Below are 19,091 nucleotides of genomic sequence, written 5' to 3'. Positions count from 1 at the left end.
TTCCTCAGAGTCTGTCAAGCGTTTATTTTGAAGTTTTTCGTTTCACTTCAAACACTTGACTCGCTTCGATCTCTCGTAGCGGGAGGCGAATTCTACAGCGTTACAACCTGCTGTCAACCACCTTTTTTCACCGCTGCCGATCTTTCGCTCGAAGCACTTCCAGCCTGACCTGAAACGTCCAACTCATTGATATTCAAGGAGTTTTTCGTTCCGACTGCGCCGGAAGTGGGGCGAATTATAGAGAGATTAAATCGTGCGTCAAGGGCTAATTTGAAACTTTCGCAAAACAAAGCAAACCAGCCCTTCTCTATATAGGAAGGGCGGCTTACGCCGCCCTCTCTTTATTCAGCCTTCAGACTGATACATGCAAACGCCTTCTTGCCCGCCTGACACACATGGGTGGAGCCCAGCTCGAAGACGAAGCCACGATCAACGACCTCACCATCGACCTTCACGCTTCCTGCCGCCAGCAGATCACGGGCTGCCGCCGAGTTCTTGACCAGGCCCGCCTTGTTCAGCACAGCAGAAATCGGCATGGCCTCGGCAGCCAGCACGTCGATCTGCGGCAGGTCCTCCGGCAGCTCGCCATCCTTCATGCGATTACCCGCTGCGCGGTGGGCATTGGCCGCAGCCTCCTCACCATGGAAGCGTGCCACGATCTCTTCAGCCAGCTTGATCTTGATATCCCGCGGGTTGGCACCAGCAGCCACTTCAGCACGGAACCCATCAATCTCTTCCATGGAGCGAAAGCTCAGCAGCTCGAAGTAACGCCACATCAACGTATCAGGGATCGACACCAGCTTGCTGTACATCACCCCTGGTGCTTCCTGGATACCTACATAGTTACCCAGCGACTTGGACATCTTCTTCACGCCATCCAGCCCTTCGAGCAATGGCATGGTGACGATGTTCTGCGCCTCCTGGCCATAGCCACGCTGCAGCTCGCGCCCCATCAGGAGGTTGAACTTCTGGTCGGTACCGCCCAGCTCGACATCGGCCTTCAGCGCCACCGAGTCATAGCCCTGCACAAGCGGATAGAGGAACTCGTGAATCGCGATCGGCTGGTTGCTGGTATAGCGCTTGTCGAAGTCGTCGCGCTCGAGCATGCGCGCCACGGTGTACTGTGAAGCCAGGCGAATGAAGTCGGCCGGGGTCAGCGCGTCCATCCAGGTAGAGTTGAACGCGACCTCGGTCTTGGCCGGATCAAGAATCTTGAACACCTGCTGCTTGTAGGTCTCGGCGTTCTCCAGCACCTGCTCGCGGGTCAGCGGCGGGCGTGTGGCGCTCTTGCCGCTCGGGTCACCGATCATGCCGGTGAAGTCGCCGATCAGGAAGATCACCTGATGCCCCAGTTCCTGGAACTGGCGCAGCTTGTTAATAAGGACGGTGTGCCCCAGGTGCAGATCCGGCGCAGTCGGGTCGAAACCCGCCTTGATCCGCAGCGGTTGCCCGCGCTTGAGCTTCTCGACCAGTTCGGCCTCGACCAGTACCTCTTCCGCACCACGCTTGATCAGCGCTAGCTGCTCTTCAACCGACTTCATAACAGACCCGCAAGGCTCAGATTCAAAGGGCCCCAACCATACAAGATCAGCCATCAAATACAAGTTTTTGCCCCGGATGTGACCGCACACCCGACTGATGACGTCTGCGCGCTTGCGCTGAAGGGGATTTGGTTATATTTTATACAGTTATTTCATCTTCATCATGTCATTCATCTTTTCCAATCCATCTTTTTCAAAGTCAATCTACCTATGACCAACGAACCGACTAAAGCGCCTCCGCTTTATCCGAAGAGCCACCTGTTGGCCGCCAGCGGTATCGCCGCCCTGCTCAGCCTGGCCTTGCTGGTGTTCCCCTCCAGCGAGGTCGAAGCCAAGAAAACCACCCTTAACCTCGAGCTGGAATCCCCTGCCGAGCAGCTGAAGCAACAGGAAACCACCCAGGCCGACGTCCGCGAAGAAACCACCGCCTCGCCGTTCGCCCAGATTGACACTGCCCCCGCGCCCACCGAAGAAACCGCCAAGACCGAAGCCACCCCAACTGCCGAACCCGCCAAGGATCCAAGCCACCGCGAAGTCACCGTGGCCCGTGGCGACACCCTGTCGACACTGTTCGCCAAGGTCGGCCTGCCGGCCAATGTGGTGCACGAGGTGCTTGCCAGCAACAAGCAGGCCAAGCAATTCAGCCAGCTCAAGCATGGCCAGGTACTGGAAATCGAACTGGACAAGGACGGCCAACTGGCCAGCCTGCACAGCAAGGTCAGCGATCTCGAGACCATCCGCCTGACCAAGGGCGACAAGGGCTATGCCTTCAACCGTGAAATCACCAAGCCTGTGGTTCGCTCGGCCTACGTGCACGGCGTCATCAAGAGTTCGCTGTCGGCTTCCGCGCAGCGTGCCGGCCTGAACCATTCGCTGACCATGGACATGGCCCGCATCTTCGGCTACGACATCGACTTCGCCCAGGACATCCGCCAGGGTGACGAATTCGACGTGATCTACGAACAGAAAGTGGTCAATGGCAAGGTGGTCGGCAACGGCAACATCCTGTCGGCACGCTTCACCAACCGCGGCAAGAGCTTCACTGCGGTGCGCTATACCAACAAGCAGGGCAACACCAGCTACTACACCGCCGACGGCAATAGCATGCGCAAGGCGTTCATTCGTACCCCGGTGGACTTCGCCCGCATCAGCTCGCGCTTCTCGGCAGGTCGCAAGCACCCTATCCTGAACAAGATCCGCGCCCACAAGGGCGTCGACTATGCAGCGCCGCGCGGCACGCCGATCAAGGCCGCCGGTGACGGCAAGGTACTGCTGGCCGGTCGTCGTGGAGGCTACGGCAACACCGTGATCATCAAGCACGGCAATACCTACCAGACCCTGTACGGGCACATGCAGGGCTTCGCCAAGGGCATCAAGACCGGCGGCACGGTCAAGCAGGGCCAGGTGATCGGCTACATCGGCACCACGGGGCTGTCCACCGGGCCGCACCTGCACTACGAGTTCCAGGTCAATGGCGTGCACGTCGACCCGCTCGGACAGAAGCTGCCAATGGCCGATCCGATCGCCAAGGCTGAACGCCAGCGCTTCCTGCAGCAAAGCCAGCCGCTGATGGCGCGCATGGAACAAGAGAAGGCCACCATGCTGGCCTCGGCCAAGCGCTAAGCCATGGCCCTGTATCTGGGAGTGATGTCCGGCACCAGCCTCGATGGCCTGGACATCGCCTTGATCAGACAGGAGCAGCGTCTCACGCTGCTCGCTACTCATTACATTCCGATGCCCCAGGCGCTGCGCGACGACTTGCTCGCGCTGTGCGCCAGCGGCCCCGACGAAATTGCCCGCGCCGCCTTGGCCGAGGCTGCCTGGGTGAGACTGGCCGCCGAGGGCATTCAGCAATTGCTGGCCGAACAGCACCTGCAGCCTGCAGATATCCGCGCTATTGGCAGCCACGGACAGACCATTCGCCACGAGCCTGCCCAGGGCTTCACCGTGCAGATCGGCAACCCGGCGTTGCTGGCAGAGCTGACCGGGATTACAGTGGTCAGCGATTTTCGCCGCCGCGACGTGGCTGCCGGCGGCCAGGGGGCGCCCTTGGTGCCGGCCTTTCACGAAGCGCTGTTCGACAATCAGGGCGAGCGCCTGGCAGTACTCAACGTCGGCGGCTTCAGCAACCTGAGCCTGATCGAAACCGGCAAACCGGTCAGCGGCTTCGACTGTGGCCCGGGCAACGTACTGCTGGATGCCTGGATCAACGAAAAACTAGGTCACGGCTATGATGCCAACGGCGCCTGGGCGGCCACAGGCCACGTCATCCCCAGTCTGCTTGCCAGCCTGCTCAGCGATCCGTTCTTTGCCGGCACCGGTCCCAAGAGTACCGGCCGCGAGGTGTTCAACCTGACATGGCTGCGCAAGCACCTGGCCGGCCAGCCCCCCGGCAGCGATGCCGACGTGCAGGCCACCCTGCTCGAACTTACCGCCCACAGCATCGTCAGCTCGCTGCAGGCGGCGCAGACAGCCACCCAGGCGCTGCTGGTCTGTGGCGGCGGCGCCCACAACGGCACACTGATGAAGCGTCTGGCCTGCCTGCTGCCCAACGCCCGGGTCAGCAGCACTGCCATCAACGGCGTCGATCCAGACTGGGTGGAAGCCATGGCCTTCGCCTGGCTGGCACACTGCTGCCTGGAGGGCATCGCCGCCAACCGCCCCAGTGTCACTGGCGCCAAGGGCCTGCGCGTTCTGGGCGCGATCTACCCCGCCTGAACGCACACAGCAAAACGCCGCGCAGAGGCGCGGCGTCAGCAGTACTGCCTGTAACTCAGATCGAGAACGAAGAGCCGCAACCGCAGGTGGTGGTGGCGTTCGGGTTCTTGATGACGAAACGCGAACCTTCCAGACCTTCCTGGTAGTCCACTTCCGCGCCCGCCAGGTACTGGAAGCTCATCGGGTCGACCACCAGGGCAACACCCTCGCGCTCGACGATGGTGTCGTCTTCAGCCACATCTTCGTCGAAGGTGAAGCCGTACTGGAAGCCCGAGCAACCGCCACCGGTCACGAACACGCGCAACTTGAGGCGATCATTGCCCTCTTCATCGACCAGGGTCTTCACCTTGTGCGCGGCACCCTGCGTGAATTGCAAAATCGTGGGGGTGAAGGATTCGACGCTCATGCTGACTTTCTCCCGGCGCTGTTGCCGCCTTAATGCGTGATGACGCGCATTATCCGCTTCTCCGAGAAAATCGGTCAACAATAGAAGCAGCGGCAGGCCGCAAGCGACAAGCGGCAAATGCCGCCCTATGCCCGCTTGCAGCCCGCCAGTTGCGCCTTAAGGCAGCAGCCCGGCGTGGGACAGGCCCATACGCTCGTCCAGACCGAACAGAATGTTCAGGTTCTGTACCGCCTGGCCCGAGGCCCCCTTCACGAGGTTGTCGATTACCGACAACACCACCACCAGATCACCCCCTTGCGGGCGATGCACGGCAATGCGGCATACGTTGGCCCCGCGCACGCTGCGGGTTTCCGGGTGGCTGCCGGCTGGCATCACGTCGACGAACGGCTCATTGGCGTAGCGTTTTTCGAACAGCGCCTGCAGGTCGACCGAGGTGTCGGCGACGGTGGCATACAAGGTCGAATGAATACCGCGGATCATCGGCGTCAGGTGAGGCACGAACGTCAGGCCGACATCACCACCGGCTGCCCGGCGCAGGCCCTGGCGGATCTCGGGCAGATGGCGGTGGCCTTTCACCGCGTAGGCCTTCATGCTTTCACCGGCTTCACAGAACAGCGAGCCAACGCTGGCACCGCGGCCCGCACCACTGACCCCAGACTTGCAGTCGGCAATCAGACGCGAGGCATCAGCAATGCCCGCTTCCAGCAACGGCAGGAACCCCAGCTGGGTCGCGGTGGGGTAGCAACCCGGCACGGCGATCAGGCGGGCGCTGCGGATCTGCTCGCGGTTCACTTCCGGCAGGCCATACACCGCATCCTTGAGCAGCTCTGGCGCGCCGTGGGGCTGGCCGTACCACTGCGCCCACTCATCGGCGTCCTGCAGTCGGAAGTCGGCCGACAGGTCGATGACCTTGGTGCCGGCTGCCAGCAACTCGCCGGCCAGTGCATGGGCCACGCCGTGCGGGGTGGCGAAGAACACCACGTCACAGGCCGCCAGGGTCTTGGTGTCCGGCACGCTGAAAGCCAGGTTGTCGTAGTGGCCACGCAGGTTCGGGTACATCTCGGCCACCGGCAGGCCCGCTTCGGAACGCGAGGTGATGACTGCCACTTCAGCCTGTGGATGCTGTGCCAACAGACGCAGCAGCTCGACACCGGTGTAACCCGTGCCGCCGACGATACCGACCTTGACCATATACCTGCCCCTTTCAACGAACCGACTGGAAAACCACGGATAATATGGGCCCACAGCCTTGGTAACAACCGTTCGGGTGACGCCTGCACACACAAGCCACTACTATCTGACGACCGTGAACCTGAAGGACTACCTAAAAATGCTGTTTCTCTGGATTAAAGCCCTGCACATCGTCAGTGTCGTCTGCTGGTTTGCCGGCCTGTTCTACCTCCCTCGCCTGTTCGTCTATCACGCCCAGAGCCAGGACACCATCAGCCAGGAACGCTTCGTCACCATGGAGCGCAAGCTGTACCGCGGCATCATGGGCCCGGCAATGATCGCGACTTTCGTGTTCGGCATCTGGCTGCTCAGCCTCAACCCCGACTTCCTCAAGCAGGGCTGGATGCACGCCAAGCTGACCCTGATCATTCTGCTGACCGGCTACCATCACATGTGCGGCGCCAACGTGAAGCGCTTCGCGCGCGGCGAAAACACCCGCAGCCATGTGTACTTCCGCTGGTTCAATGAAGTGCCTGTGGTCATCCTGTTGCTCATCGTCATCCTGGTCGTGGTCAAACCGTTCTGATCCTCCACTCCGAGAGCCCGCCATGTCATTGCCCGCCCTGCTTGAACAACGCCTGCGCCTGCCCGTGGTGGTAGCGCCGATGTTCCTGATTTCCAATCCACAGCTGGTCCTGGCCTGCTGCAGCAATGGCGTGGTGGGCAGCTTCCCGGCGCTCAACCAGCGTGACAGTGCCGGCTTCAGGGCCTGGCTGGAGCAGGTAGAGGCGGGCCTGGCCGGGCTCGACAACCCCGCGCCCTATGCGGTGAACCTCATCGTGCACCCCAGCAACCCGCGCCTGCAGGCCGATCTTGCGATCTGCATCGAGCACCGCGTGCCCATCGTCATCACCAGCCTGGGTGCGGCAAAGGAAGTGGTCGATGCCGTCCACGGCTATGGCGGCCTGGTGTTCCATGACGTGACCACCCGGCGCCATGCCGAGAAAGCCGCCGAGGCCGGCGTGGACGGCCTGATCGCCGTGGCGGCGGGTGCCGGTGGTCACGCCGGTACGTGGAGCCCTTTTGCCCTGATTGCCGAAATTCGCCAGTTCTTCGACAAGACGCTGCTGCTGGCAGGCTGCCTGAACCGCGGCCACGAAGTTCTGGCCGCGCAACTGCTGGGCGCGGATCTCGCGTACATGGGCACCCACTTCATTGGCAGTACCGAAAGCCAGGCGCCTGACGCCTACAAACAAATGCTGCTGGATGCCAAGGCAGCCGATATCATCCACACCGCCGCAGTGTCCGGGGTGCCAGCCAGCTTCATGCGTCAGAGCCTGGAAAATGCCGGGTTCGACCTCAACGCTCTGGGCAAGTCGGGCGAAAGCCGGCTCAAGCCACTGGATGACGAGGCCAAGGCCTGGAAGACCGTATGGTCCGCCGGCCAGGGCGTCGGCGCCATCGACAGCCTGGGCACGGTTGATCAACTGATCGCTCGACTCGACCACGAATACCGCCAGGCCCAGGCCGCGGCGATCCAGCTGGGCCAGCACCGGCCTGGCTGAACCACTCTCAACGGCAAAGGAAGCTCGATGCGCGACACCTACATCAACCCCCTTCAACTGAACAACGAAAAGCTCAGGGTCATGAGCGTGCGCGGCCGCATTGGCAGGGTGCGGCTACTGGCCTGGAGCCTGGTGCTGATTGGCGCAGTGTTCGGGACGGTGCTACTGGTCGCACTGATGTCCTCGCTCTCCAAAGACCTGGCCGCCGCCATCGTGCCGATGTTGCTGGCCGCCAAGATCTTCAGCCTGGTGTTCATCGCCCGGCGCATGAACGACCTGGGCTTCAATGGCTGGTACAGCCTGTTGACCCTGATCCCCTACTACATCGGCAACCTGGTTTTCCTGGCCCTGCTGTTGATTCCCGGCAACCCCGCCAGTAATCGTTACGGGCCGCCACCGCCCCCCAACACCAAGGCGGTTATCGTGGTGGCCTCGCTGTGGATACCGTTCATGGCGTGGGGTATCTACATGACTGCCCTCAACGGCTGACCGCAGCCTTTACCTGCTCCAGTCTGTAAACTAGGCGCCAGCCGCACCGCCCCCTGCCGATTGGAGAACTGCATGACCCGTTACGCCATGATCACCGGCGCCTCCAGTGGCCTGGGCCTGGCATTGGCCGAGGCCCTCGCGCGCCGGGGGCGCAACCTGATACTGGTGGCCCGGCAGCGCGACCTGCTGGAAAGCATCGCCCTGGAACTGACCCAGCGCTTCGGCGTGGAAGTGCTACTGCGCGCCTGCGACCTGGGCGAGCCATTGCGCCTGTCCGGCTTTCTGCTGGAGCTCGAGGAAGGCGACAGACAGATCGACCTGCTGGTCAACTGCGCCGGCATCCGCACCTACGGGCACTTCCTGGCCCAGGAATGGGGCGACGAGCAGGACATCATCGAGGTCAACATCCTCGCCCTCACCCGCCTGTGCCATGCGCTGGGCAACGCGATGGCGGTGCAGGGTGGCGGGCAGATCCTCAATGTCGCGTCGCTGGCCGCCTTCGCCCCCGGCCCCTGGATGACCACCTATGCGGCGAGCAAGGCTTATGTGCTGCATTTTTCCGAAGGCCTGCGCGAGGAGCTCAAGCAGACCGGTATCAAGGTTTCGGTGTTATGCCCCGGCCCGGTTCGATCGCCGCTGCGGCGCATCCCCCGGCTGGACAACGGCAACCGTTGCATGAGCCCCGAGGAAGTGGCCCTGTACACCGTGCGCGCACTGGAAAAGAACCGCGCACTGATCATCCCCGGTCGGCGTAACCGCTGGCTGGCCGCCAGCCCGCGTTGGCTGTCGCGCTGGCTTGCGCGCAAGCTGGCCGGTGCAATCAACCGGGCCTACTGCCCACGCTGAAGCGAATCGGCACTGGGCGAGCAAGCGGCGCCTGAGTACACTCAAGCCCGAACCCCACCATGGAGCAAGCGTTGTGGAAACTCTGTTCACCAAGATCATCAACCGGGAGATTCCGGCCAGGATCATCTACGAGGACGACCAGGTTCTGGCCTTCCACGATATCGCCCCCCAGGCGCCGGTGCACTTTCTGGTCATCCCGAAAAAGCCGATCCGCACCCTCAACGACCTCACCGAAGAAGACAAGGGTCTGGCCGGTCATATCCTGTTCACCGCCCAGCGACTGGCCAAGGAACTGGGTTGCGAGGACGGTTTCCGCGTGGTGATGAACTGCAACGAGCAGGGTGGACAGACCGTCTACCACATCCACATGCACGTGCTCGGCCAACGCCAGATGACCTGGCCGCCGGGCTGATCCAACGCAAGCCCTGTCATCTGGATTGGGTTAAACTGTCGGGCACATTCTTGCGGAGGTGCCCGATGGCTACCGAACGTCACTATTCGCCGCTCGACCGCTTGTTGCTGCAGGCCGATACCGCCATGCGCACCTTGCTCCCCTTCAGCGGCCAACCGTCCCGCCCGTCGCCTGCGATCATCCAGCCAGACGCCGACCTGAGCGACGACCAGACCCGCCACGTCGCCGGCCTGATGCGCATCAACCACACCGGTGAAGTCTGTGCCCAGGCGCTGTACCAGGGCCAGGCCCTGACTGCCAAGCTGCCGCAGGTACGCAAGGCCATGGAACATGCCGCCGAGGAAGAAATCGACCACCTGGCCTGGTGCGAGCAACGCATCCGCCAACTGGGCAGCCACCCGAGCGTTCTCAACCCGCTGTTCTATGGCATGTCGTTCGGCATCGGCGCTGTCGCCGGCCTGATCAGCGACAAGGTCAGCCTCGGTTTCGTCGCGGCCACCGAGCACCAGGTGTGCAAGCACCTGGACGAGCACCTGGAACAGATCCCGGCCGAGGACGAAAAGTCCCGCGCAATCCTCGAACAGATGCGCGTTGATGAAGAGCAGCACGCCGAGTCGGCACTGGATGCCGGCGGCTTTCGCTTCCCCGCACCGGTCAAGTTCGGCATGAGCCTGATGGCCAAGGTCATGACCAAGAGCACCTATCGAATCTGATGGAACACTTCGATGCCAGGGACCTGGCCCGCGCCGTCGATGCCGGCGTACTGAACCCGGGCCAGGACAAGGCCCTGCTTGAATTCCTCAAGCGCCAGCCCGCACAACGGCCCAGTTTCCAGCTGGCCCATGTCGCGTTCTACTTCGGCGCCCTGCTGATCATGGGGGCCATGGGCTGGCTGCTGAGCGAGGCCTGGATGCGCATCGGCGACAGCGCACTGTTGCTGATCGCGTTGGCCTACATGGCCGTGTTGACTGGCGGTGGCCTGGCACTTCAGCGCCGCGGCCAGCGTATTCCTGCCGGCCTGCTGGCAGCGGTGGCGGTCAGCATCGTACCGCTGGCGGTGTTCGCCCTCGAGCGCCTTACCGGCTTCTGGCCCCTGGACGATACCCAGACTCACTACCACAGCTACTACACCTACGTGCAGGGCGGCTGGCTGCTGATGGAAGCGGCCACCGTGATCGCCGGCCTGCTGATGCTGCGCCTGATCCCCTTCCCGTTCATCGTGATGCCCATCGCCGTGGCGCTGTGGTTCATGTCGATGGACCTGACCGAGTGGATCTACGGCGAGCCGTTCAACTGGGCGCAACGCCAGAAGGTTTCGCTTTGGTTCGGCCTCGGCCTGTTGCTGGTGTTCCTCGGCATCGATGGCCGAACCCGCGAGGACTATGCGTTCTGGGGTTATCTGGCCGGGCTGCTGGCCTTCTGGGGCGGGCTGACCTCGATGGACAGTGACAGCGAGTTCGGCAAGGCGCTGTACTGCCTGATCAACCTGGGGCTGATGGCGGTCGCCGTGCTGCTGCGCCGGCCATTGTTCATGGTGTTCGGGGCCATGGGCGTTTCGGCCTACCTTGGCTACCTGTCGTATGACGTATTCGCCGACTCGCTGCTGTTCCCGGTAGTGCTGAGCATGATCGGCCTGGGGGTCATCGGCCTTGGCCTGCTCTACCAGAAGCATCGCGAACGCCTGAGTACAAACCTTCGCGCACTGCTGCCGAACGGCCTGCTCGACCTGTTGCCGGGGCTTCGTCGATGAGGGTGCGCCTGCTGCTGATTCGAGCGCTGCAAAGCATGGGGTTGGTGCTGGTGGGCTACCTGTTCATCTTGGCGATGACCGCAAGCCTGCGCGAAACGCCCTTCAGCATGTCGCTGCCCTATCTGGGCGATTCCGACAACAGCGCGCTGGATCTGGCGCTGTTCTGTGTACCCGGAATGCTGCTGTTCGTGTTGCTGGGCAGCATCATCCGCCGGCGCCGCGTATTGGGCGGCGTGTTTGCTGCCGTTGCGGCCGTCAGTGCCTGGCTGCTGTGCGAGCTGTTCTCCACCGCGTTCGGCAATACCTGGAGCACAAGCGAAGTACTCGGGCTGCTGGTGCTGAACCTGCACTGGTGGTTGCTGGCGCTGGTACCGGGGCTGATGCTGCTGTTTGCGCTGGAGCGCTTCGCCAGCAAGGCTGGCTCCTACAAGGGAAGCGGCATCCGCCTGCAGCAGCCCGCGTTACCGGCGAATGGCCACGCGACGATCAACCCAGCTCGACAATCTCGTAGGCGTGGGTGATCTCGACCCCGGCGCGCCCCAGCATGATCGATGCCGAGCAGTACTTCTCGGCCGACAACTCCACCGCGCGCTTGACCTGGGCCTCCTTCAGGCCGCGGCCCTTGACCACAAAGCGCAGATGAATCTTTGTGAACACCTTGGGGTCCTCGTCGGCCCGCTCGGCCTCGAGAAACGCCTCGCAGCTCTCTACCGCCTGGCGCGATTTCTTCAGAATGCTCACCACGTCGAAATTGCTGCAGCCACCCAGGCCCAGCAGGAGCATCTCCATCGGCCGCACGCCCAGGTTGCGCCCACCACTCTCGGGTGGACCATCCATGACCACTACATGGCCACTGCCCGATTCGCCAAGAAACATGGCTTCGCCTGCCCACTGGATACGCGCCTTCATCACCCGGATTCCCTTGCTTTGAAAAAAGGCTGTCAGCTTAGACCTTGCGCGCACGTGCGAAAAGGCTAAGCGTTCGAGTAAATATGCCGATACACCTACAGGCGTCTGATAAGCTGGCGCCAAACTGCTGGCACCCGCGCCCAGCGGTCGACAAGAATGCCCACGCGTCGCGTCTTTCCAGGATTCAGCCATGGTTGCAACAACCCTTCCAGCCAAGATCAAGAACATCGACAAGTTGCTCGCCCACTGCCAGCGTCGCCGCTTTGCAGCCAAGAACAACATCATCTGCGCTGGTGATCGGGCCGATACCCTGTCGTTCATCGTCAAGGGCTCGGTGACCATCCTGATCGAGGACGAGGAAGGCCGCGAGATGATCATCGCCTACCTCAACAGTGGCGATTTTTTCGGTGAGCTGGGCCTGTTCGAACCTATCGGCAAGGAACACCAGCGCAGCGCCTGGGTACGCGCCAAGACCGAATGCGAAGTGGCTGAAATCAGCTACGAGAAATTCCGTGAACTGGCCCGCCAGGACCAGGACATCCTTTACGCCCTGGGCAGCCAGATGGCCCAGCGCCTGCGCAACACCACGCAGAAGGTCGGCGACCTGGCGTTTTTCGACGTGACCGGTCGGGTGGCCCGCTGCCTGCTGGAGCTGTGCAAGCAGCCCGATGCCATGACCCACCCCGACGGCATGCAGATCAAGATCACCCGCCAGGAAATCGGCCGCATCGTCGGCTGCTCGCGAGAGATGGTCGGCCGCGTGCTCAAGGACCTCGAAGAACGTAACCTGGTGCATGTCAAAGGCAAGACCATGGTGGTCTTCGGCACCCGTTAATCGCGCTCGATCGCCGCGATCACCTGCGAGTAGGCCTGCTCTAGGCGCGCCAGCAGCGGTGCCTGGGGCACCACTTCATGCAGGGCGATATGACTGTCGGCGCGGCAGCGCTGCTCAAGCTCGCAACATTCATTGAAGCGATTGACTGCCGCCACCATCGACTCGCGCTCGTTGTCCAGCAGCAGGGCGCCATGCACCAGCACCACCGGGCGCTTGCCGCCCAGGCCCTGACGCCAGCGCTGCGCCGTGCCGACCAGCTTGCGACCATTGAGGTTGACGTTGTAGCGCCCATCGCAGAACGCCCCCTCGATCTCCCCCACCGACGCCAGCCCGCCCCATTCGCGCAGCACCTCGCAAAGCGGCAGGCACAGCCGCTCGTAGGCCTTCTCGATACGACCGTGATCACCCTCGCTGCGCGGCGCCACATACACCAACGCGATATTGATTGTCGCAGCCGACTGCGGCACTGGCTCACCGCCGGTCTCGCGCAGCAGCACCGGCCAGCCGGCAACGGCCAATTCGGTGCAGGCGGCCTCGAAACCTTCCAGCCGGCTCATGCGCCGCGGCATCACCAGCGCGCGGTCCGTCGGCTGCCAGAACAGCAGGCCATGTTGCTTTTCGCCCTTGCACACAGCCGCCAGCAGATCCTGCTCGGCCTGCAGGCCCGCCTCCACCGTCACCGCAACAGCTTGATCAGTCATCACACCCACCTTGTCGATACAAAAAAGCCGGCAACGCCGGCTTCAGTGTGGATCAGTCCAGGCCTTGCGCCGGGTTGTGCACCACGCGCTCGGGGAAGAACAGGCGCTGCAGTTCCAGCCCCGGGTGCTCGGCACGCATGAACGCTTCGCCCACCAGGAACGAGTAGACCTCGTTGATCTCCATCAGCTCGACGTCTGCCCGATTGAAAATGCCACTTTCGGTGATTGCCAGGCGATCACGCGGGATGCGCGGCAGCAGGTCGAGGGTGGTTTCCAGGCTCACCTCGAAGGTGTGCAGGTTGCGGTTGTTCACGCCCACCAGCGGTGTATCCAGGGTTTTCAGCGCACGCTCCAGCTCGTCGCCGTCGTGCACTTCGACCAATACATCCAGCCCTACGCTCTTCGCCGTGGCCGCCAGCTCGGCCATCTTCACGTCATCCAGTGCCGAGACGATCAGCAGCACGCAATCGGCACCCAGCGCACGGGCCTCGACGATCTGATAAGGATCGATCATGAAGTCCTTGCGGATCACCGGCAACGTGCACGCGGCGCGCGCCTGCTGCAGGTATGCATCGGCGCCCTGGAAGTAATCGATATCGGTAAGCACCGACAGGCAGGTGGCCCCGCCCTTTTCATAACTGACGGCAATGTCGGCCGGCACGAAGTCTTCGCGAATCACGCCCTTGCTCGGCGATGCCTTCTTGATCTCGGCGATCACTGCCGGCTGCTTGCGCTTTGCCTGCTCGATCAGCGCATTGGCGAACCCGCGCGGCGCATCGGCGACGGCCGCCAGGCGCTCGAGTTCAGCCAGGCTGAGGCGGGCACTGCGCTCGGCCACTTCCTGAACCTTGCGCGCCAGGATGTTTTCCAGAACCGTCGGTACGCTCACTCTTCATTCTCCTGCTTGAATACCGCGGTAAAGGCGCCCAGCTCTTCGAGCTTTTCTCGCGCCAGCCCGGTGTGCAGTGCATCATGGGCCAGCTCGACGCCTTGCTTTAGGCTCATGGCATGGTCGGCGGCATACAGCGCAGCGCCGGCATTGAGCACGATCATTTCTGCCGCCTTCTGACCGTTTTCGGTCTTGCGGCGCCCCAGGGCATCGCGAATCAACTCCAGCGACGCGACCGGGCTGTCTACCGCCAGGCCGTGCAGGCTCTGGCTCTTCATGCCCAGGTCTTCGGGCTCTACCCAGTACTCGGTGATTTCGCCGTTCTTCAGTTCCGCAACGAAGGTCGGCGCGGCCAGGCTGAATTCGTCCAGGCCGTCCTTGGAGTGCACCACCAGCACATGCTTGCTGCCCAGGCGTTGCAGCACCTCGGCCAGCGGCCGGCACAATGCCTGGGTGAACACGCCGACCACCTGGTGCCTGACCCCGGCCGGATTCGTAAGCGGGCCGAGCATGTTGAACAGCGTGCGCAGCCCCAGGTCACGACGCGGGGCGGCGGCATATTTCATCGCCTTGTGGTGGGTCTGGGCGAACATGAAGCCGATACCGACACTGTCGATGCAACGCGCGACCTGCACCGGCGTCAGGTTCAGGTAGATACCGGCGGCCTCGAGCAGGTCGGCGCTGCCGCTCTTGCCCGATACCGCACGGTTGCCGTGCTTGGCCACAGTGCAGCCGGCAGCGGCCACGACAAATGCCGAGGCAGTGGAAACGTTGAAGATATTGGCGCCGTCGCCACCGGTACCGACCACATCGACCACCTGGTCCAGGGTCTGCAGTTGTACCTGGTCAGCCAGCTCGCGCATCACCGATACCGCACCGACGATCTCGTCGATGCTTTCGCTCTTCATGCGCATGCCCATCATGAAAGCGCCGATCTGCGCCTCGCTGCACTGGCCGGTCATGATCTCGCGCATCACATCGCGCATTTCCTCGGTGCTCAGGTCCAGGTGACCGACGATGCGGCCCAGCGCGCTCTTGATATCCATGGTGTCAAATCCTTAGCGGCGGCCGCCGGTCTGCTTGAGGAAGTTGGCGAACAGCTCGTGGCCCTGCTCGGTGAGGATCGACTCGGGGTGGAACTGCACCCCTTCGATGTTCATTGTCTTGTGACGCAGGCCCATGATCTCGTCGACCGAGCCGTCGTCCAGGGTGGTCCAGGCAGTCACTTCCAGGCACTCGGGCAGCGTTTCGCGCTTGACCACCAGGGAATGGTAGCGGGTCACCGTCAACGGGTTGTTCAAGCCTGCGAACACACCCTGGTCGATGTGCGACACGGGGCTGGTCTTGCCGTGCATCACCTGGCGCGCCCGTACCACATCACCGCCAAAGGCCTGGCCGATGGACTGGTGGCCCAGGCACACGCCCAGGATCGGCAGCTTGCCGGCAAAGTGCAGGATGGCTTGGAGCGATACACCGGCCTCGGTCGGGGTGCACGGGCCAGGGGACACCACAATGCGCTCGGGCTGCAGTGCCTCGATCTGGGCGATGGTCAGTTCGTCATTGCGAATGACCTTGACCTCTGCACCCAGCTCGCCGAAGTACTGCACGACGTTGTAGGTGAAGGAGTCGTAGTTGTCGATCATCAGTAACATCTGGGTCAACCTCTTGAGTCTGGCGACTCTGAATTCTGTGTTGCGCCGCAGCGGCGCCCTTCTCAGCTGAGCGGTGTCTGTTCAGCCAAGGCTACCGCGCGGAACATCGCCCGACGCTTGTTGATGGTTTCTTCCCACTCCAGCGCCGGCACCGAGTCGGCGACGATGCCGCCACCGGCCTGCACATGCAGCTCACCGTCCTTGATCACGGCGGTGCGGATGGCAATGGCGGTATCCATGTTGCCGTTCCAGGCCAGGTAGCCGACGGCGCCGCCGTACACGCCACGCTTGACCGGCTCCAGCTCGTCGATGATTTCCATGGCGCGGATCTTCGGCGCCCCCGACAGGGTGCCGGCGGGCAGAATGGCACGCAGCGCGTCCATCGCACTCAGGCCCTGCTTGAGCTGGCCGGTGACGTTGGACACGATGTGCATCACGTTGGAGTAACGCTCGATCACCATCTTCTCGGTGACCTTGACCGAGCCGGTTTCGGAAACGCGACCGGTGTCGTTGCGGCCCAGGTCGATCAGCATCAGGTGCTCGGCGATCTCCTTGGCGTCCGACAGCAGGTCCTGCTCCAGCGCTCGGTCGGCCTCCTCGTTGGCACCACGTGGCCGGGTGCCGGCGATCGGGCGCACGGTGACCAGGTTGTCTTCGACCCGCACCAGCACTTCCGGCGAGCTGCCCACCACATGGAAGTCGCCGAAGTTGAAGAAGTACATGTACGGCGTGGGGTTGAAGCAGCGCAACGCGCGGTACAGGTCGATGGGCGCGGCCTTGAAGTCGATGGACATGCGCTGCGAGGGCACCACCTGCATGCAGTCGCCGGCCAGGATGTACTCCTTGACGGTATCGACGGCGCGTTCGTAGTCGGCCTGGGTGAAGCTTGAACGAAACTCCGGCTCAGCAGCCAGAGGGCCGCCCAGGGCCAGGCCGCGACGCGGGGCGATCGGCTGGCGCAGTTGTTCGAGCAGTTCTTCAAGACGCGCCAGGCCATTCTCGTAGGCGTTGTCCTGGGCGGGATCGGCCAGCACGATGGCGTGCATCTTGCCGGCCAGGTTGTCGAACACCACCACGGCGTCCGACACCATCAGCAGGATGTCCGGCACGCCCAGGGGATCGGGATTAGGGCACTTGCCCAGGCGCTTCTCTACATAGCGCACGCAGTCGTAGCCGAAATACCCCACCAGGCCACCGTTGAAGCGCGGCAGGCCGTCGATGGTCGGTACGTTGTAGCGTTCCTTGAACGCCTCGACGAAGGCCAGCGGGTCTTCGACTTCATGCTGCTCGATCTCGACACCGTCATGGGTGATGCGCACCTGATGGTCATGTACGCGCAACACGGTGCGACATGGCAGGCCGATTATCGAATAACGCCCCCACTTCTCGCCGCCCTGCACCGATTCGAGCAGGTAGGAGTTGGGCTGGTCGGCCAGTTTCAGGTAGATCGACAGCGGCGTGTCGAAGTCGGCCAGGGTTTCGCAGGCCAGGGGAATGCGGTTGTAGCCGGCAGCGGCCAGGCGCAGGAATTCTTCGCGGGTCATGATAGCCTCGTGGCAATGGGGCAATAGGTCGTACAGGCAAACGCGCCGGATCAGGCCGGCCAGAAAAAAGTCAGGCGCGCCAACGCCAACGGGCCAGGGCCTTGATGACTTTCATCCAGAGTTTGCCGGGTGCCACCACGATGGAATCTCTATCAGGGGGGGATTGATCGTCCGACATTAGCTCAGTGGCCGAATCTAAGCAACCAGGCAGCAGCGCGCGCAGGTCATCGATCACCAGCGCGGGCGACTCCTCGCTGATCGGGCGGCCATGGTTGTAGCCGTAGCTGAGCGCCACGCATTGCACCCCTGCCGCCCGGGACGCCAGCACATCACTGCGCGAGTCGCCCACGAACAGCGCCTGGGCCGGCGCCACGTTGGCCATCTGCATCACGAACAGCAATGCGGCGGGGTCGGGTTTCTTCTGCGGCAGGGTGTCGCCGCCGATGATCCAGCGAAAGTATCGCCCGATCTTCATCTGGTCCAGCAAGGGAGCGACGAAGCGCTCCGGCTTGTTGGTGATCAGGGCCATTTCCACGCCCTGCTTGTGCAGCCACTTGAGGGTGTCACGCACGCCGGGGTAGACCACCGTCAATTCATGGTTGTCGGCATAGGCCTGCATGAACAGCTCGAGCCCGCGCGCGGCCTCATCGTCGTCCACCCCGGCATGCTCGATGCTGCCGGCCAGGGCGCGGCGCACCAGCACCTGCACGCCATTACCGACCCATTCGCGCACGGCGGCGACACCGGCGGGCTGGCGCCCCATTTCGAGCAGCATGTGATCCACGGCGGCCGCCAGGTCCGGCACCGAATCGATCAGGGTGCCATCCAGGTCGAACATCACCAGCTTGGGCAGGCCCCCGGGGAACAGCTGCTCGAAGCCGCTCATGGGCGGGCCAGGGCCAGTTCGGCGTGCATCCTGGCGATCACCTCTTTGTAGTCCGGGGCATTGAAGATCGCCGAGCCGGCCACGAAGGTGTCGGCGCCAGCAGCGGCGATTTCACGGATATTGTTGACGTTGACCCCACCGTCGATCTCCAGGCGGATATCACGCCCGCTGGCATCGATCAGTGCGCGGGCTTCGCGCAGCTTGTCGAGGGTGGCCGGAATGAACTTCTGGCCGCCAAAGCCCGGGTTGACGCTCATGAGCAGGATCATGTCGACCTTGTCCATCACGTACTTGAGCGCATCCAGCGAGGCAGCCGGGTTGAACACAAGGCCCGCCTTGCAGCCGCCGTCACGGATCAGCTGCAGCGAGCGATCGACGTGCAGGGTGGCGTCGGGGTGGAAGGTGATGTAGGTGGCGCCGGCTTCGATGAAGTCGCCGATGATGCGGTCCACCGGGGTGACCATCAGGTGTGCGTCGATCGGCGCGGTCACGCCGTACTTGCGCAGGGCGCTGCACACCATCGGACCGATGGTCAGGTTGGGAACGTAGTGGTTGTCCATCACGTCGAAGTGGACGATGTCGGCGCCGGCTTCGAGCACCTTGTCGACTTCTTCGCCCAGGCGGGCAAAGTCGGCTGAGAGGATGGAGGGGGCAATAGCGTAGGGCTGCATGGCGCACCTGTTGGGCAGAATCACGGTGGCGCGCATTGTACCTCAGGCAAACCGTCAGGGGCTGACTGGCATCAAGCCTGGATCAGGATCGGTGGTGCCCACTTCGC

22 protein-coding genes are annotated in these 19,091 nt (G+C 62.9%); 11 read left to right on the top strand and 11 right to left on the bottom strand.

The genetic code is table 11. The annotated features are described in order from the left end of the window. Positions 1–341: 341 nt before the first annotated feature. A complete protein-coding gene (tyrS, locus tag MF6396_RS16275) occupies positions 342–1,541 on the bottom strand; it encodes a tyrosine--tRNA ligase (protein WP_078480913.1) in 1,200 nt (399 codons plus the stop codon). A 210-nt stretch (positions 1,542–1,751) separates the two neighbouring features. Here tyrS and MF6396_RS16270 point away from each other — a divergent pair, with 210 nt between their 5' ends. Together MF6396_RS16270 and MF6396_RS16265 are read left to right on the top strand one after the other, a co-directional pair. Then, positions 1,752–3,164, top strand: coding sequence for a peptidoglycan DD-metalloendopeptidase family protein (locus MF6396_RS16270; protein WP_078480912.1), 1,413 nt, complete (start codon positions 1,752–1,754; stop codon positions 3,162–3,164). A 3-nt stretch (positions 3,165–3,167) separates the two neighbouring features. Beyond that, a complete protein-coding gene (locus MF6396_RS16265; protein WP_078480911.1) occupies positions 3,168–4,259 on the top strand; it encodes an anhydro-N-acetylmuramic acid kinase in 1,092 nt (363 codons plus the stop codon). A gap of 55 nt (positions 4,260–4,314) precedes the next feature. On the opposite strand, the gene erpA is transcribed toward MF6396_RS16265, so the two are convergent. Together erpA and argC are read right to left on the bottom strand one after the other, a co-directional pair. After that, the gene (gene erpA, locus MF6396_RS16260; RefSeq protein ID WP_043859834.1) at positions 4,315–4,665 is read right to left on the bottom strand and encodes an iron-sulfur cluster insertion protein ErpA; all 351 of its coding nucleotides are present in this window, start codon (positions 4,663–4,665) and stop codon (positions 4,315–4,317) included. Positions 4,666–4,821: 156 nt separating this feature from the next. Next, on the bottom strand, positions 4,822–5,856 hold the full coding sequence (gene argC, locus MF6396_RS16255) for an N-acetyl-gamma-glutamyl-phosphate reductase (protein WP_043859833.1): 1,035 nt from the start codon (positions 5,854–5,856) through the stop codon (positions 4,822–4,824). Between the two features lie 139 nt (positions 5,857–5,995). On the opposite strand from argC, the gene hemJ reads away from it, so the two are divergent. The 8 genes from hemJ to MF6396_RS16215 all read left to right on the top strand — a co-directional run bounded on the left by hemJ (position 5,996) and on the right by MF6396_RS16215 (position 11,418). Continuing rightward, positions 5,996–6,421: a protoporphyrinogen oxidase HemJ gene (gene hemJ, locus MF6396_RS16250; protein WP_043859832.1), complete on the top strand. Its 426-nt coding sequence runs from the start codon at positions 5,996–5,998 to the stop codon at positions 6,419–6,421. Positions 6,422–6,443: 22 nt separating this feature from the next. Then, complete coding sequence (locus MF6396_RS16245) at positions 6,444–7,400, top strand: NAD(P)H-dependent flavin oxidoreductase (protein ID WP_078480910.1); 957 nt, start codon at positions 6,444–6,446, stop codon at positions 7,398–7,400. 27 nt (positions 7,401–7,427) lie between these two features. Beyond that, positions 7,428–7,889, top strand: coding sequence for a DUF805 domain-containing protein (locus MF6396_RS16240; RefSeq protein ID WP_052504188.1), 462 nt, complete (start codon positions 7,428–7,430; stop codon positions 7,887–7,889). Positions 7,890–7,961: 72 nt separating this feature from the next. Beyond that, positions 7,962–8,735 carry an SDR family NAD(P)-dependent oxidoreductase gene (locus MF6396_RS16235; protein WP_043859830.1) on the top strand — a complete coding sequence of 258 codons (774 nt, stop codon included), beginning with the start codon at positions 7,962–7,964 and terminating at the stop codon, positions 8,733–8,735. A 73-nt stretch (positions 8,736–8,808) separates the two neighbouring features. Next, entirely contained in the window at positions 8,809–9,147 is a 339-nt protein-coding gene (locus tag MF6396_RS16230) for a histidine triad nucleotide-binding protein (RefSeq protein WP_043859829.1), read from the top strand. A 65-nt stretch (positions 9,148–9,212) separates the two neighbouring features. After that, positions 9,213–9,860, top strand: a complete 648-nt coding sequence (gene coq7 / locus MF6396_RS16225) for a 2-polyprenyl-3-methyl-6-methoxy-1,4-benzoquinone monooxygenase (protein ID WP_054915949.1) — start codon at positions 9,213–9,215, stop codon at positions 9,858–9,860. Further along, complete coding sequence (locus tag MF6396_RS16220; protein WP_078480909.1) at positions 9,857–10,897, top strand: DUF2157 domain-containing protein; 1,041 nt, start codon at positions 9,857–9,859, stop codon at positions 10,895–10,897. Before coq7 ends, MF6396_RS16220 begins: the two co-directional genes overlap by 4 nt. After that, positions 10,894–11,418, top strand: coding sequence for a hypothetical protein (locus MF6396_RS16215; RefSeq protein ID WP_177346329.1), 525 nt, complete (start codon positions 10,894–10,896; stop codon positions 11,416–11,418). The genes MF6396_RS16220 and MF6396_RS16215 overlap by 4 nt, the downstream gene beginning before the upstream one ends. Here the strand turns inward: MF6396_RS16215 and MF6396_RS16210 are convergent. After that, the gene (locus MF6396_RS16210) at positions 11,384–11,806 is read right to left on the bottom strand and encodes an OsmC family protein (protein WP_043859826.1); all 423 of its coding nucleotides are present in this window, start codon (positions 11,804–11,806) and stop codon (positions 11,384–11,386) included. The two genes, MF6396_RS16215 and MF6396_RS16210, sit on opposite strands and share 35 nt — an antisense overlap. 190 nt (positions 11,807–11,996) lie before the next feature. On the opposite strand from MF6396_RS16210, the gene crp reads away from it, so the two are divergent. After that, the gene (gene crp, locus MF6396_RS16205; protein WP_043859825.1) at positions 11,997–12,641 is read left to right on the top strand and encodes a cAMP-activated global transcriptional regulator CRP; all 645 of its coding nucleotides are present in this window, start codon (positions 11,997–11,999) and stop codon (positions 12,639–12,641) included. On the opposite strand, the gene MF6396_RS16200 is transcribed toward crp, so the two are convergent. The 7 genes from MF6396_RS16200 to rpe all read right to left on the bottom strand — a co-directional run bounded on the left by MF6396_RS16200 (position 12,638) and on the right by rpe (position 18,984). After that, positions 12,638–13,342 (bottom strand): lipoate--protein ligase family protein, encoded by a 705-nt coding sequence (locus MF6396_RS16200; RefSeq protein ID WP_054915952.1) that lies wholly within the window; start codon positions 13,340–13,342, stop codon positions 12,638–12,640. The two genes, crp and MF6396_RS16200, sit on opposite strands and share 4 nt — an antisense overlap. A gap of 52 nt (positions 13,343–13,394) precedes the next feature. Then, on the bottom strand, positions 13,395–14,231 hold the full coding sequence (gene trpC / locus MF6396_RS16195) for an indole-3-glycerol phosphate synthase TrpC (protein WP_078480907.1): 837 nt from the start codon (positions 14,229–14,231) through the stop codon (positions 13,395–13,397). Continuing rightward, entirely contained in the window at positions 14,228–15,277 is a 1,050-nt protein-coding gene (trpD, locus tag MF6396_RS16190) for an anthranilate phosphoribosyltransferase (protein WP_078480906.1), read from the bottom strand. The genes trpC and trpD overlap by 4 nt, the downstream gene beginning before the upstream one ends. Positions 15,278–15,289: 12 nt before the next feature. Continuing rightward, positions 15,290–15,883 carry an aminodeoxychorismate/anthranilate synthase component II gene (locus MF6396_RS16185; RefSeq protein ID WP_078480904.1) on the bottom strand — a complete coding sequence of 198 codons (594 nt, stop codon included), beginning with the start codon at positions 15,881–15,883 and terminating at the stop codon, positions 15,290–15,292. 62 nt (positions 15,884–15,945) lie between these two features. After that, positions 15,946–17,427, bottom strand: a complete 1,482-nt coding sequence (trpE, locus tag MF6396_RS16180; RefSeq protein ID WP_078480903.1) for an anthranilate synthase component I — start codon at positions 17,425–17,427, stop codon at positions 15,946–15,948. Positions 17,428–17,497: 70 nt separating this feature from the next. After that, positions 17,498–18,313 carry a phosphoglycolate phosphatase gene (locus tag MF6396_RS16175; protein WP_043863769.1) on the bottom strand — a complete coding sequence of 272 codons (816 nt, stop codon included), beginning with the start codon at positions 18,311–18,313 and terminating at the stop codon, positions 17,498–17,500. Continuing rightward, complete coding sequence (gene rpe, locus MF6396_RS16170) at positions 18,310–18,984, bottom strand: ribulose-phosphate 3-epimerase (protein WP_043863783.1); 675 nt, start codon at positions 18,982–18,984, stop codon at positions 18,310–18,312. Before rpe ends, MF6396_RS16175 begins: the two co-directional genes overlap by 4 nt. Between the last annotated feature and the right edge of the window lie 107 nt (positions 18,985–19,091).

The organism is Pseudomonas sp. MF6396 (assembly GCF_002018915.1).
Classification (GTDB): Bacteria; Pseudomonadota; Gammaproteobacteria; order Pseudomonadales; family Pseudomonadaceae; genus Aquipseudomonas; species Aquipseudomonas palmensis.
The sequence above is the reverse complement of the archived record's forward strand: the minus strand, read 5'-3'. Positions and strand labels throughout refer to the sequence as shown.

Bases quoted from the DNA above. Each gene is read 5' to 3' on its own strand.
- MF6396_RS16240 (WP_052504188.1), top strand. From the start codon at position 7,428: ATGCGCGACACCTACATCAACCCCCTTCAACTGAACAACGAAAAGCTC.
- trpE (WP_078480903.1), bottom strand. From the start codon at position 17,427: ATGACCCGCGAAGAATTCCTGCGCCTGGCCGCTGCCGGCTACAACCGC.
- trpD (WP_078480906.1), bottom strand. From the start codon at position 15,277: ATGGATATCAAGAGCGCGCTGGGCCGCATCGTCGGTCACCTGGACCTG.
- MF6396_RS16235 (WP_043859830.1), top strand. From the start codon at position 7,962: ATGACCCGTTACGCCATGATCACCGGCGCCTCCAGTGGCCTGGGCCTG.
- coq7 (WP_054915949.1), top strand. From the start codon at position 9,213: ATGGCTACCGAACGTCACTATTCGCCGCTCGACCGCTTGTTGCTGCAG.
- argC (WP_043859833.1), bottom strand. From the start codon at position 5,856: ATGGTCAAGGTCGGTATCGTCGGCGGCACGGGTTACACCGGTGTCGAG.
- MF6396_RS16210 (WP_043859826.1), bottom strand. From the start codon at position 11,806: ATGAAGGCGCGTATCCAGTGGGCAGGCGAAGCCATGTTTCTTGGCGAA.
- MF6396_RS16270 (WP_078480912.1), top strand. From the start codon at position 1,752: ATGACCAACGAACCGACTAAAGCGCCTCCGCTTTATCCGAAGAGCCAC.
- hemJ (WP_043859832.1), top strand. From the start codon at position 5,996: ATGCTGTTTCTCTGGATTAAAGCCCTGCACATCGTCAGTGTCGTCTGC.
- erpA (WP_043859834.1), bottom strand. From the start codon at position 4,665: ATGAGCGTCGAATCCTTCACCCCCACGATTTTGCAATTCACGCAGGGT.
- tyrS (WP_078480913.1), bottom strand. From the start codon at position 1,541: ATGAAGTCGGTTGAAGAGCAGCTAGCGCTGATCAAGCGTGGTGCGGAA.
- MF6396_RS16200 (WP_054915952.1), bottom strand. From the start codon at position 13,342: ATGACTGATCAAGCTGTTGCGGTGACGGTGGAGGCGGGCCTGCAGGCC.
- MF6396_RS16175 (WP_043863769.1), bottom strand. From the start codon at position 18,313: ATGAGCGGCTTCGAGCAGCTGTTCCCCGGGGGCCTGCCCAAGCTGGTG.
- MF6396_RS16265 (WP_078480911.1), top strand. From the start codon at position 3,168: ATGGCCCTGTATCTGGGAGTGATGTCCGGCACCAGCCTCGATGGCCTG.
- rpe (WP_043863783.1), bottom strand. From the start codon at position 18,984: ATGCAGCCCTACGCTATTGCCCCCTCCATCCTCTCAGCCGACTTTGCC.
- MF6396_RS16215 (WP_177346329.1), top strand. From the start codon at position 10,894: ATGAGGGTGCGCCTGCTGCTGATTCGAGCGCTGCAAAGCATGGGGTTG.
- MF6396_RS16185 (WP_078480904.1), bottom strand. From the start codon at position 15,883: ATGTTACTGATGATCGACAACTACGACTCCTTCACCTACAACGTCGTG.
- MF6396_RS16245 (WP_078480910.1), top strand. From the start codon at position 6,444: ATGTCATTGCCCGCCCTGCTTGAACAACGCCTGCGCCTGCCCGTGGTG.
- crp (WP_043859825.1), top strand. From the start codon at position 11,997: ATGGTTGCAACAACCCTTCCAGCCAAGATCAAGAACATCGACAAGTTG.